We start from the raw sequence: 13,284 nt of genomic DNA, 5'->3' as shown, positions 1-13,284 counted from the left end.
TCTCTCTGCAAACATGTTGTCAGGTCGAGGCTGCGCGACTCAACCAACGATAGAATCGCGCAGCAGGTGGAGGGATCATCCAGCATTCGAATATTAAATGATCGGATCTATCTTATGCGATTGTCGGGAGATCGGAAAGTCGCATCCCCCTCGTTGGCATTATCGAGCCTGATCGACAAACAGGATATGAGACGGATTTCCGACGGGGAGGTACTGACCGGAAAAGGTGAGGCTTCCGGTTTCCTGATTCACCTGAAAGGCTGCAACGTGGTCACCACGTTGGTTGCAGCAGTAAAGGAACTTCCCCGTCGGGTCGAAGGTGAAGCTACGCGGGTAGCTTCCGCGGGTCCAGACTTCTTCGAGATAGGTCAGAATGCCATCCTCGCCCACTTTGAAAATCGCAATGCAATCGTGCAGGCGGTTTCCAGCGTAGACGAATTTTCCGTCGTGTGAGACATGGATGCCGGAGCAGAAATTACTTCCGGCGAATCCTTCCGGGAGCGTACTGATCGTCTGGCGCGCCTTCAATTCACCCGTCTCAGTGTTCCAGTCGAACAGGACAACCGTCGACCCTTCTTCCTGAATGGAATACATCCACTTCCGGTTGGAGTGGAACGAGAAGTGTCGAGGCCCATCTCCCGGCGGCAGTTGGAATTTGTGATGCTGCGCAGGTGAAAATTTCCCGGTGTTCACATCGAATTTCCACACGAAAATCGTGTCGAGTCCCAGATCGATGTGCAGCACGAAATTCCCACTTGGGTCCGATTGAATCATGTGAGCATGAGTACGGTCATGACCACTAATCGCAAACGATCCGGGAGGGGCATGGACTGCGCGTGTCGGGCCGATTTCGCCCTCATCAATCTGAACGTCGGTTGCTGCCGCGAGTGTTCCATCTTCCAGAATTGGAAGTGCAGCGATCGACCCTCCAAAATAGTTGGCAACGAAGAGGAATTTCCCAGATGGGTGCATGCTGACGAATGTCGGTCCTGCTCCCCCGGAAGGAACGGAGTTCAGCAGCGTTAAACTTCCGTCGACTGGATTAATGGAGTAGGAATTGACAGACCCGTGTTTCTTCTCGCCGACGCGATCAGTCTCATTCGCGGAATAGAGTCGAGTGCCAGCTGAGTTGACTTCAAGGCAACTTGGGCTGGTTCCCAGATCGAATGTGCCTGCCTCAGTCATGACGCCAGTCGAACGATTCACTTCAAAGATGTGAATGCCCCGACCGTTTCCCGGAGGAAGATCGACCTGCGTCGGGAGAACATCCCGAAGTGGTGAACTGAACGTCCCGATGTATGCCCATAATTTCCCCGCTTGAGAAGCGGTTTCGGCCAAGGCAATCCCTTTAGAGAGTTGCGCACTCATGGCAATCATCGCGGAGTGGGTCAGAAACGATCGGCGGGACATTCCAGTAAACATAGGGGTGATCGAAACCTCGGAGGTGCGGGAAAGGGTACAGGAAAGGGGGCGTAGTCTGAGCGGGGGCCTGATGTTACCAAATCGACTCCGGCGATTGCAAAGAAGCTTGCGGGATCGCCAGGTATCGATCGGATGAGTTAAGCTATTCTTGCAGGTGTCGAGGCTTCGATGTGAGGCAGTGATTTCAATCGATTTGAGATGGGATGCTGCGATGGGAAATGGCAGAGTTCGTTGGTTCGAGTTCCTAATTTTATTTGCAATTTGCACGCCGATCCTCGCTGCAGAACCCAGTCAGCTTGAGAGCACCTATTCAGTAAGCGACTCATTACTGATTGGAGATGAGCCGAATGAGGACGCTCAGGCATTGCTGACGGAGCTCGGTTGGGAGTCTGCCAGCTTCGACGTTCGGATCACACCCCCAGCGAAGGCCGATCGGGAAGATGCACTCATCAGGTTTCCCAGTCCCGCGCCGATGGGAAATGCGATCAATGATCTCGTTGCTCTGGAGTGGTATCAAGTCAAGGATCTACAAGGGGAGATTCTCCATGCACCGGCTGTCGTCGTGATTCACGAATCCGGGAGCAACATGGCAGTGGGACGCCTGATTGCAACCGGGTTCCGCTCGAGAGGAATTCACGCGTTTCTGTTGCAACTTCCCGGTTATGGTGAACGCCGTATTGCTGGGGCACGATCAACGGATCGACTGATTGAACGGATGCAGCAAGGAGTCAAAGATGCCCGGCGGGCCCGCGACGTCGTTGCGGCTCTCGAACCTGTCGATGCAAGCCAAATTGCGATTCAGGGGACATCGCTCGGTGGATTTGTCGCGTCGCTCGCCGCTGGAATAGACTCCGCCTATCAGACGGTCTTTCTTCTTCTCTCCGGGGGCGATGTGTATACCGTTCTGAAAAACGGAGAACGCGAGGCTGCCAAGATTCGAGACTCGTTATTAGATGCTCAACTTTCCGAGGATGAGATGAAAGCCATTGCCAATCGGGTTGAGCCAAACCGAATCATTCATCGACTCAACCCAAAAAAGACCTGGCTTTATTCGGGAATCTTCGACACCGTCGTGCCGATTGAAAATGCCCGGTTGCTCGCTTCTCGCGCGAAGTTACCTGAAGGTCACCACATTCAGATGCCTGTGAATCACTACGCCGGAATCATTTTGCTTCCCAACATCCTTGACAAGATGGCAGGGGAGATTCGAGGAGTCACTCAGCAGGTTGTCGAACAGGAACGCTACAGAAAAGAGGAATCCTTGCTTCTGAAGTCGGCGACCCCTTGAAGCAAGGATTTCTGTCTGCGTGGCCATGATGGCCCCGGAACCAATTCAGTTATCGAACCAATGCCTGTGCAGGGAAAATTGGTCCTTCGATACAAGTACGGCGATAATCCCAGCCATCTGGACTTGAGTCATCCCGAACCTTTGTCACGCAACTGAAACAGGCTCCGAAACCACAAGCCATCGGTGTTTCCAAAGAGAGCCAGCAATCCACGCCCGCATCGTGGCAGACGGCAGCGACAGCGTGCATCATTGGTTCAGGGCCACAGCAGTAAACGCCGTCGGGACGATCTGCACCGGATTTCGCGAGAAGTTCTTTGACGACTTCAGTAACGAATCCCTTTCGACCTTCTGAACCATCATCTGTGGTGAGATAGGTCGAGAGATTCGTGAGATCTGCAAAGTCTGACAGATCCGCACACATTTCTTTCGTCTGCACCCCGTAAACGAATGACACTCGGGGAGCTTCCGCTGCATGTTTGCGGGTCGCATTGGCTCCGTAGGAACGCAGTCCCAGAGCTTCGCGGGAGACCGCCAAAAACGGGGTGTATCCGATTCCTCCACCGACGCAGAGAAGGTGCTTCCCTTGAAACATCGGGAAACCATTTCCAAGTGGTCCCCAGAGTTGAACCTGCACTCCTGCTGCCCACTGGCTCATGAGTGATGTCATTTTTCCGACGACGTGGAACGCGAATTCAAAGGCGATCGGTTCGCCATGTTCATTGAGAATGGTGTCGTAGAGTGCGAAAGGGCGGCCGAGAGTCGGGTCGGTCCCTTTGGCAGGACGGATCATGAAGAACTGGCCGGGGATGATCAGCTTCGCCAGTTCGGCGGAATCGATTCGGACGGCGTACGTATGATGGGCTAGCTCGCGGACGGATACGACTGAAGCAGTGTATTGCCGGGCGTGTGGCATCATGCCGCACAGAGTCTCATTCGAAGTTGATTGAATCACGAGTACGATTCCACCTTATCAGACGGCTTTGGATTTCTGTGGTCAGTTTAATGATGGCGTCGTCAAGTTGCGAAGCAACAGATTCCGGATCGGCAAGAGTGTTCCATTCAGAGATCAACTTTTGCAGATCATTTGAGTTCATCGGGTTCAAACTGATCAACAATCAGTTTTCCGATATTTAGTGAGGCGGTGGCGGCTGGTGAAGGAGCGTTGACGACATGGATGAGTCGACCTCGTCGCTGAATAAGAAAATCGTCGAGCAGCGAGCCATTTTCCCCGAGTGCTTGTGCTCGGACGCCGGCCGGAGCAACGACGAGATGCTCTTCCTGAATTTCCGGAACAAGTCGTTGCAACGCGTTCACAAAAGCCCGCTTGCTCCACGATCGCCATATCTCAGCGAGTCCGGTCTTCCAGTATTTCATCGCCATTCGTTGAAACCCGCGATAGGCCAGGGTTCCAAATAAATCCTTCAAGGAGAAATCGGTCTTCCTGTAGCCATCCCGTGCAAACGCGAGAACAGCGTTCGGGCCGCACTCCACTCCCCCTTGAATCATTCGAGTGAAATGCACCCCGAGAAAGGGGAATGCAGGATCCGGAACTGGATAAATCAGAGTGCGGCACAAGTGTTCTGCTTCCGGTCGCAGCGTAAAATATTCCCCCCGAAATGGAACAATCTGAGCAGCGGGCTTGTCTCCAGATAGTTTGATCAGACGGTCTTCCCAAAGTCCGCCGCAAGTGACGAGGAAACGAGCCCGAAGATCCCCCTGCGTCGTCGAGATCATGACGCCTGTACTTTCCGGAGTGATTCCGGTCACTTTGGTCCCCAGCAAGAGTTGGTGACCTTTCATTGCTCCCAATTCCGCAAGTTTTTCGCAGACTTTGACGTAATCAACGATTCCCGCCTCAGGAACATGAATCGCAGCAACACCAGAGGTGTATGGTTCGATTTCCAGAAGACGTTCTTTGCCGATGAGTTCGCAGTTGATGCCGTTTGCGAGCCCCCGGTCTAGAATATTGTGGAGCCGATGTTGTTCCTGCTTATCGACCGCCACAATCACCTTTCCACAGAGGTGAAATGGGATGCCGTGTTCTTCACAGAAACGTTGCATCTCCAGTTTTCCCAGTCGGCAGTTGGTCGCGCGAAGAGAACCGGGTTTGTAGTAGATTCCGGAATGGAGAACTCCGGAGTTATGGCCGCTCTGATGGGCAGCGACGTGAGTCTCTTTTTCAATGACAGCAACTGAAAGTTGCGGCGCTCGTTGAGTCAGTTGCCAGGCGGTAGCCAGCCCGACAATCCCTCCTCCAATAATCGCGACATCGATTTCACGCATCAAAGGGACTCCAATTGGAACGCTGTGTGAGGACTTCAAAGAAAATTTTTCGGAACGGGAGTAACGGAATGGACTCGTTTTAGTGGGTGATAAATTCACGATGCCGACAAACCGGATTTGATGTAATTCAATGTTTTAGAACATTTTACAACTAATTTCATTGAAATGTTCCTTGTCCGTTTCGTGCTTCTGGTGTGCATTGTACAGGCGGCTTCGAATGGCTGCCGTTGCGATCGTTGTAATTGGTATACTCTTCGATGCCTTGCTGCTTTTGCCAAAACCTCTAATCTTCCTGTCTTCCCGCATTGCGTTGTTTGTCGAATTCATAGTTGTCGCGGGGATTGAGTGAAAGTCCCTGAAAGAAAGTGGAAGTCCACCGTACAAATGGCAGTGTGGGTCGGAGCCCGTCGAAACGACGGCCGTCCCCAACGAGGAGTCAGGAAGATGCTCGTACTTTCCCGTCACCGAGATGAAAGTATCATGATCGGCGATAACATTGTGATCACCATCGTTGATATCCGGGGTGATAAGGTTCGCCTGGGGATTCAGGCCCCAACCGAAATTCCGGTTCATCGCCAGGAAGTCTATGAAGCTATTCAACGCGAACGTGCTCCTGTCAAACCAGGAGACCAGCCAGCAAGTGCGTCCTCTTAATCACCAGCATGGTGAAGTAGCGTCATTTGTTCAAAGCGTCATTGAATCTTGATTCAGTGACGCTTTTTTATTTGCTGATCGCGACTATCCTGCAGCAGAGATTCCGCGATTCAGGAGTGCTGCATGATCTGGTTTGTCGGTGCATGTCTCGTTCCAGCCTTCATAATCAGTTGGTCGATGACGTACTTGCTGCGCTATCTGGCACCGAAATTCGGACTTGTCGACCATCCTGCTGCGCGCAAGGTTCACATTCAGCCGACCCCTTTGGGAGGGGGGATTGCCATTTATCTGGGGACCGTTGTCCCCTTGTTGCTGGCTTTCGCTGCAGCGGTGGTTCTCACGGTTTCCCCGACAGCGCAAGATTACCTTCCTCCAAATCTCCGCCAACATGTTCCCGGCGTGCTGTATCGAGCCGAACAACTCTGGGCAATTATCGCAGCGGGGACGCTTCTTATGGTGATGGGGTTGCTGGACGATCGGTACAGCATCTCTTGGAAAATCCGCCTTTCTATCCAGTTTTTGCTCGCCATTGCTCTCGTCGTCTCGGGCGTTCGCGGAACCGTCATGATTTCCGCTCCGTGGATTGGAATGGTGCTCACCGTTATCTGGATTGTTGTGCTGATCAACTCAATCAACTTTCTGGATAATATGGACGGACTGGCTGCAGGGATCGGTCTGATTGCCTCGCTCCTCTTTGCCTGGATCATGCTGCAGTTGACCACTGAACCGAGGTGGCTGGTCGGGGGGTGCTTGTTGATTCTCGCCGGAGCGATTGCTGGTTTTTTGCTTCACAATTGGACTCCTGCCAAAATTTTCATGGGTGACGCTGGCAGTACGTTTATTGGTTTAATGCTGGCGACGCTCACGATTCTTGGGACGTTTTACGTCGAGGAAGAGGATGCTCCGCACGTTCTGCTGTCCCCACTTTTCATCTTGGCGATCCCTCTTTATGACTTCTGCACAGTCCTTGTGATCCGCCTATCGCAAGGGCAAAGTCCCTTTCGGCCGGATCGAAACCATTTCTCCCACCGATTGACGGATCTTGGGCTGAGTCGCAGAAATGCGGTTCTGACCGTCCATTTTCTGACGCTGGCGACAGGTCTGGGGGCGTTGCTGCTTTATCACGTGATGACATGGTCGGGCGCCTGGCTCGTCATCGCGATCGAAATCTCGCTTCTCGTGATTGTCTCAATTCTGGAGTCGGCTGGCAGAAAACAGGCGATGTTGGCCCGAAATTCGTCTGGTGAAATCCCCGTCCATCGCGTGGACGAGAATTCGAACGCACCGTAATGCAGGGATTTCAGGCCTCGCTCCGATGTTTCCCACATTGGTGAGTTCGTTTGCGTTAAACCTTGCTGCATTTGGTCCTGTCTGGCAGAATCGGAGCAATTCGTGACTGTTGCTTTGTTTCGATTCGGAGAGTGGACCACTGATGACTCAAAATCGCAGCTTCAACCGCTTCCTGAGCGCATGCTTCCTGTCGGCGTCATTGCTCTTCATCACTGGGTGTCCCAGCTCTTCGGCACCGTCGACAGACTCTTCTCCGGATCAACAGGAATCGTCAGGTGAGGCTGCAGGCAAGGAAAAGCCGGCCGCTACTGAAGGATCGACCGCCGAAACGGAGGTCCTGCTCGAACCGTTTACTCCCCCGTCGCTTGATGAACTGAATTCGGCAACGACTTGGGAAGCTCAACCGGTTCTGGATGCGACTGCGTTGCTGAAAAAGCACTTTGCAGAAAATCCACCGGAGATGTCCTTGGATGAGGCGTTGAAGGCCTCGAATACCAATCCAGAAATGAATCGCAAGATTCTCAGTGCCCTTGGACAGCCACCCTCTTCACCTGAAGAAGTAGATTACGAAGCGAGAGCAAGTCGCCATTTTTCCGGTGAACTCGGATCGACTAATCCGTTGATGATGAGTTCCGTGGTGGACTTTGACTATCACTCCTTGACCGGATTCGGACTGTTTTCGTTCGATTGGAACCTGATTCCCTTCGGAGCAGCGGAGGCGATCGTCTCTTGGGACTCGAGTAAGGACAAGCTGTACGACAAAGTCGTGTTGCGAGACGATCTGACTTGGTCGGACGGTACACCAATCACTGCTCATGACATCGCATTCACGTTTCAGGCGATCATGAATCCAAAAGTTCCTGTTCGGGCGGTGCGTTCTTCGACCAGCGAACTGAAATGGGTGCATGCATACGATGATCGGACTGTGGTCTTCTTCCATAAGAAGTCGTTGGCCACAAACTCTGAGAATATCAGCTTCCCGATTCTCCCAAAGCACATCTATGAGAAGGCAATTGCTGAAGATCCAACGTTGCGTACGAGCGCCGCGAACGTCGCGATGGAGTCGAATCCAGTTGTTGGCGGTCCTTACAAGCTGGTCAAGCGGGTTCGCGGGTCAGAGATCCTCCTTGAACGACGCGACGACTGGTTCATGCACAACGGACAACAGGTTCGCGATAAGCCGTATTTGAAGGAAATCCGTTTTCGCATCATTGAGGATCCAAATACTGCTTTACTCGCTTTGAAGAGCGGTGAAATCGAGGAATTACGACTTCGTCCTGAGCAGTGGATGACTCAGACAGGCGGGGCGGACTTCACCAACCGGAACGTCAAAGTACACGGTCGTGAATGGACTTACTTCTACTTCGGTTGGAACATGTCGAAGTCAGTTCCATTCTTTCAGGATCAACGTGTCCGCGAAGCGATGTCTTACGCATTCGATCACAACGAATTCCTGCAGAACATCTGCTACGGGCTGTATGAGCCAGGGCAGGGGATTTTTCATCCAACTGCGTGGATGGCTCCGAAACCAACTCCAACTCCCTATACACAAAATCTCGACAAGGCCGAAGATCTCCTTGATGCAGCGGGGTGGGAAGACAGCGATGGAGATGGATATCGTGACCGCAAGATCAACGGGAAGGTTCAGAAATTCGAATTCACTGTCGTGGTGGCTGCTGGTTCTGAAACAGGCCTGAAAGCCTGTGAGTTACTGAAGTCGAATCTCGATCAAATCGGAATTGTCTGTCACATTAAGCCTGTGGAATACGTGGTGATGCAGGATCTGACTCAGAAGCATCAGTACGACGCGATGTTCGGTGGATGGGGAACCGGCACAGACCCGTCGACTAACAAAAACCTCTGGACGACTCGCGCGATTCGCGAAAACGGAAGAAATTACGGCGAGTACTCGAATTCGAAAGTGGATGAACTCTTTGAAAAGGGTGAAGTCACCTTTGATCGGGATGAACGTGCGAAGATCTATGCGGAGATCGCCGCTGAACTCTGGAAAGATCAGCCGTACACCTGGTTGTTTTACCAGCAAGGATTTTACGGATTCAGCAAGAACTGGAGGGGCTATATGTTTAGTCCTCGAAATCCGTTCGGTTACTCACCGGGATTTATGTCAGTTTGGATTCCAAAATCAAAATAAACTGACTTGAAGCGCCTCAGCCGTTCGTCCGTGGTATCTAGATGAGTCGTCACCCGTATGGTCGCATTCTTTGTCCGTAGAATCTCACTGGCGTTTCTCACGTTGGTGATGATCACATTCATCGTTTACGGAATGATCCGTAGCATGCCGGGGAGTCCTGTCGCTCAGGAAATGGCGATGATGGACCCCGGTAAGCAGATCAGTGAGGCGGACAAACAGCGCATTCTGAAAACGTACGGGTTGGATAAACCTTGGTATCAATCGTACGCAATCTGGATCGGCAACCTTGCTAAGGGGGATCTGGGGACTTCGTTTTCGAGAAAGTCACCGGTCATCGATTTGATCGCTGAACGCATCTTTCCGACGCTGCTCCTTTCACTCAGCTCGTTGGCACTCACCTACGTTCTGTCGATTCCAATCGGGCTTTATTCAACAGCACGGTCTGGCAAGACCGATGAGCGAGTTATTGCGACTGTGCTGTATATGCTGTATTCGTTTCCAAGTTATGTGGCAGCGTTGTATTTACAACTTTGGTTGTGCGTGCATCTCGAGTTGCTGCCACTGTTCGGAATGACCAGCGACGATCACGCCAGCATGTCCAATGCGGGAAAAGCGTGGGACATCCTGCAGCACGCTTTTCTTCCGATCACCTGTTACACCTATGGCTCGCTCGCTTATTACAGTCGCTTTATTAAAGCCAATATGAATGAAGTGGCACGTCAGGATTTCATTCGTACAGCGAAGGCAAAAGGGCTGGGGCCTGTTCGAGTGCTACTCGTTCATGCGTTCAGAAATACGTTGATTCCATTTGTCACGCAAATTGGATTGATGTTACCGGCGCTGTTCTCCGGGGCCATCATCATCGAACGTATTTTCACCTGGCCCGGAATGGGAGGGTTGTTTTTTCAGTCGATCCGTGAGCACGATTACCCCACGATTATGGGGCTGACGTTGATGTTCTCTGTTCTGACACTTGTTGGACAACTTCTGGCAGACGTGCTGTACGCCGTTGTCGATCCACGTGTTCGTCTGGAGACTCGATAAAGATCATGACAACAGTTCCAGAAACGACGACATCCTCATCCGCGAGAGTGCCTGCCACGCTTCCGAAATCTCCAGGATTCTGGAAAGAAGCCTGGGGGAGATTCCGGAAGAAAAAGCTGTCGATGGCGGCTCTTTATTACGTGCTGTTTCTTGTTCTCGTCGCAGTGTTCTCACCGGCGATTGCAGGGACACGGCCGATCGTCTGCAAGTACAAGGGGAAGATTTACTTTCCTGCAATGGGGTATTTTAAACCGGAATGGGAAAACCCGATCTTCGCCAAGGATCGCTTTCGCCGGGTCTACCCCGAGAATCTCAAAACAAAGGATCCTGAGAGTTGGGCAATCTGGCCCTTGGTGTATCAGGATCCATTCCGCCGCATCAAAGAGAACGAGTGGCCGGGGCATCCGGGGAATCCGACCCTCGAGGCTGGTCAGCCGAGTTGGAACAACCTGTTCGGGACGACTGCTGAAGGGATTGACGTCTTCGCCAGAATGGTGCACGGAACCCGGATCGCATTGCTGGTCGGCTTTGTCTCGATGGGGATCGCTTCTCTCATTGGAATCACAGCGGGAGCACTTGCCGGATACTTTGGGGGATGGGTGGATATGGTGATTAGTCGCGTGATCGAAGTGGTCATGTGCATTCCGACTCTCGTCCTGATTTTGACGCTGCTGGCAATTATTGATCGACCGACCATCTGGCACTTGATGTCCATCATCGGGGCGACTGGATGGACGGGAATTGCTCGGCTCACCCGAGGAGAATTTCTCAAATTACGGGAATCTGACTTCGTAGCAGCAGCCCGTGTTCTGGGGGCAGGTCAATTTCGCATCATTTTTCGACATATTCTGCCGAACTCCATGGCGCCTGTCCTTGTGCCAATTACATTTGGAATCGCGAGCGCGATTTTGTTGGAGAGCGGGCTCAGCTTTCTCGGATTTGGAGCACCACCGCCCAACCCGAGTTGGGGGCTACTTCTTTCCGATGGAAGGTCGAATTTCTCCCTGTGGTGGCTGATCGTCTTCCCAGGAGCAGCGATTTTCTCAGCGGTTTTGGCGTATAATGTGATTGGGGAAGGACTTCAGGAAGCAACTGATCCTCGATTACGAGAAGGTGGAAAGCGTTAATCTGTTTTCAAACTTTCACCTCAGGAAGCCTGTGGAGAGCGGGATTCTGCTCCTGGCAGAGAATCCCCTGAGCAATAGTAAGGTAAGTTGGGCAATTCTGCCGAAAAGATCCGAGGAGTCGTGAAATAAGAATCACAAACTCCCTATTTGTAACACGGACAAGGGTTTCGAATCCTCAAGCCGGGGATTTGCTGACTCAAATTTGAGTTGGTGGATGTGATTGGCTTCAGGCTTTGCAGTTCCGAGTTCACCTCGTCACAATAGTCCTTTCGCAATAGAATCCGCTTTTGGAGATTCTTCCCTTGGTCAGGGAAGTTGCCAGGAGCATTCGACCGTCGTTATGCACCGGGTCCTGGTCAGGCGACCCGCATAGCTGCGGATTCGTTCGAAAAAGTGAAGACATTTTATTCGACACATCTGACAGACAGGTGTGTCTGAGGTCAGCCCGATAGGGGCACTAGCAGACACGGCTCGCATACGATTTCTGCTCTGGTACAGGCTCGTGGAGAATCTGTCCTTCCAGAGAAATCTGCGATGAGAGGAACAGCGTAAAACATCATGACTTCAGACGTGAAGAAACGCAAAGTCGCCATTACTGGTATTGGGGTCTTTTCGCCGATCGGGATTGGTCGTGAAGAGTTCCTGCAGAATCTCAATGCGGGAAAATCTGGCATCGCTCCGATGGAGTATTACAGCTGCACTTCAACGCCCGGTGGGATCGGTGGAGAAGTGAAGGGCTTCAACGAAGATTCAGCCAAGAAGATTTACCTCAAGCAGGTGCGAAAGAGCATCAAGTTGATGAGTCGTGAGACCCAGCTTGGAACTGCGGTCGCGTTTCAGGCTCTGGAAGACTCCAAGATCAATCTTGAAGAAATCGTTCGCGAGAGAATCGGGGTCGACTACGGTGCGAACCTGATGTTCTTCACTCCAGATTCAATGGCAGATGCCGTTAAGGCCTGTCAGGATGAGAACGGCAAGTTCATCTTCTCCAAGTGGGGGACCACTGGGATGGCAGCCATGGAGCCACTCTGGATGCTCCGTTATCTGCCGAATATGCCTGCTTGCCATATTGCGATCACGACCGATTCGCGTGGTCCGAGCAATTCTGTGACGCTGGATGAAGCCAGCCCAGGAGTAGCGCTCACCGAAGCACTCAACATCATTGAGCGGGATGCCGCCGACGTGATGATCGTGGGAGGAACGGGAACCCGAATTCATCCTGTTCGTGCGATTCACGCCAAGTTGGTCGATCCACTGGCATTCGATGAATCAGATCCTTCCAAGAGTTCCAAGCCCTTCGATCAGAATCGAAGCGGTCAGGTCGTCTCTGAAGGGGCAGGATGTTTCATCCTCGAAGAGGAAGAACACGCCAAGGGACGCGGCGCTCATATCTACGGCTATCTGCTCAGCGGTAGCTCCTCGTGCGTCGCGACACCCGAGGGAGTCGCAGACGTGAAGGCAGCTGTTGTTCATGCGGTCAATTCAGCCCTGCGACGTGCCGGGCTGAAGATTTCTGACATCGGACATATCAATGCTCACGGTGTTGCGACTCTGGAAGCGGATCAGGCCGAAGCGGCGGCGCTGCGAGAGTTGATTGGCGATCTGGACATTCCGGTGACCGCACTGAAAGGGTTCTTCGGAAATGCTGGGGCTGCATCTGGATTCTTTGAAATCAGTGCATCACTTCTCTCGCTCAACGACAGCGGAAGTGTCCCGCCTGTGTTGAATCTTGAGACTCCGGATGAGTCTGTCGGACTTAACCTGGTGCAGGGGAAGCCTCAAGCAGTCTCGAACAAGAAGTTCCTGAACATCAATTTCACTCGCCCCGGGCAGGCCAGTGTCGTGATCGTCGAAGCGGCCTGATTGGTCACTCCGACCTCAATCAGCTGAAAATGAAAGAACCGTTGCGAATCAGTTCGCAACGGTTCTTTTTTGTTGTCAACCAAGCTTCAACACAGGGATCAGGAATTGAGTGAGAAGCAAGTGTGGTCACTCGATCGTTCCGACACGGTCCTCCTCAAGTT

General features: G+C 52.3%; 10 protein-coding genes. 7 read left to right on the top strand and 3 right to left on the bottom strand.

Annotated elements, in window-relative coordinates; translation table 11 throughout:
- Nucleotides 1-159: 159 nt before the first annotated feature.
- Nucleotides 160-1,368: a lactonase family protein gene (locus tag SH668x_RS17505; RefSeq protein WP_437186352.1), complete on the bottom strand. Its 1,209-nt coding sequence runs from the start codon at nucleotides 1,366-1,368 to the stop codon at nucleotides 160-162.
- Nucleotides 1,369-1,633: 265 nt separating this feature from the next.
- Between SH668x_RS17505 and SH668x_RS17500 the strand changes: the two genes are divergently transcribed.
- The gene (locus tag SH668x_RS17500) at nucleotides 1,634-2,710 is read left to right on the top strand and encodes an alpha/beta hydrolase family protein (RefSeq protein WP_437186351.1); all 1,077 of its coding nucleotides are present in this window, start codon (nucleotides 1,634-1,636) and stop codon (nucleotides 2,708-2,710) included.
- A gap of 49 nt (nucleotides 2,711-2,759) precedes the next feature.
- On the opposite strand, the gene SH668x_RS17495 is transcribed toward SH668x_RS17500, so the two are convergent.
- A complete protein-coding gene (locus SH668x_RS17495; protein WP_437186350.1) occupies nucleotides 2,760-3,662 on the bottom strand; it encodes a dihydroorotate dehydrogenase electron transfer subunit in 903 nt (300 codons plus the stop codon).
- A 128-nt stretch (nucleotides 3,663-3,790) separates the two neighbouring features.
- On the bottom strand, nucleotides 3,791-4,993 hold the full coding sequence (gene lhgO / locus SH668x_RS17490) for an L-2-hydroxyglutarate oxidase (RefSeq protein ID WP_437186349.1): 1,203 nt from the start codon (nucleotides 4,991-4,993) through the stop codon (nucleotides 3,791-3,793).
- A gap of 444 nt (nucleotides 4,994-5,437) precedes the next feature.
- Here lhgO and csrA point away from each other — a divergent pair, with 444 nt between their 5' ends.
- The 6 genes from csrA (at nucleotide 5,438) to SH668x_RS17460 (ending at nucleotide 13,123) form a co-directional block, all read left to right on the top strand.
- Nucleotides 5,438-5,647 (top strand): carbon storage regulator CsrA, encoded by a 210-nt coding sequence (gene csrA / locus SH668x_RS17485; RefSeq protein ID WP_437186348.1) that lies wholly within the window; start codon nucleotides 5,438-5,440, stop codon nucleotides 5,645-5,647.
- A 123-nt stretch (nucleotides 5,648-5,770) separates the two neighbouring features.
- Nucleotides 5,771-6,937, top strand: a complete 1,167-nt coding sequence (locus SH668x_RS17480; protein ID WP_437186347.1) for an MraY family glycosyltransferase — start codon at nucleotides 5,771-5,773, stop codon at nucleotides 6,935-6,937.
- Between the two features lie 142 nt (nucleotides 6,938-7,079).
- A complete protein-coding gene (locus tag SH668x_RS17475; protein ID WP_437186346.1) occupies nucleotides 7,080-9,089 on the top strand; it encodes a peptide-binding protein in 2,010 nt (669 codons plus the stop codon).
- A gap of 57 nt (nucleotides 9,090-9,146) precedes the next feature.
- Nucleotides 9,147-10,133 (top strand): ABC transporter permease, encoded by a 987-nt coding sequence (locus tag SH668x_RS17470; RefSeq protein ID WP_437186345.1) that lies wholly within the window; start codon nucleotides 9,147-9,149, stop codon nucleotides 10,131-10,133.
- Between the two features lie 5 nt (nucleotides 10,134-10,138).
- A complete protein-coding gene (locus SH668x_RS17465) occupies nucleotides 10,139-11,260 on the top strand; it encodes an ABC transporter permease (protein WP_437186344.1) in 1,122 nt (373 codons plus the stop codon).
- A 558-nt stretch (nucleotides 11,261-11,818) separates the two neighbouring features.
- Nucleotides 11,819-13,123 carry a beta-ketoacyl-[acyl-carrier-protein] synthase family protein gene (locus SH668x_RS17460; RefSeq protein ID WP_437186343.1) on the top strand — a complete coding sequence of 435 codons (1,305 nt, stop codon included), beginning with the start codon at nucleotides 11,819-11,821 and terminating at the stop codon, nucleotides 13,121-13,123.
- The last annotated feature ends 161 nt before the right edge of the window (nucleotides 13,124-13,284 follow it).

It is taken from the genome of Planctomicrobium mucosum, from assembly GCF_051466335.1.
Lineage (GTDB): Bacteria > Planctomycetota > Planctomycetia > Planctomycetales > Planctomycetaceae > Planctomicrobium.
This window is presented reverse-complemented; position numbering and strand designations above follow the sequence as displayed.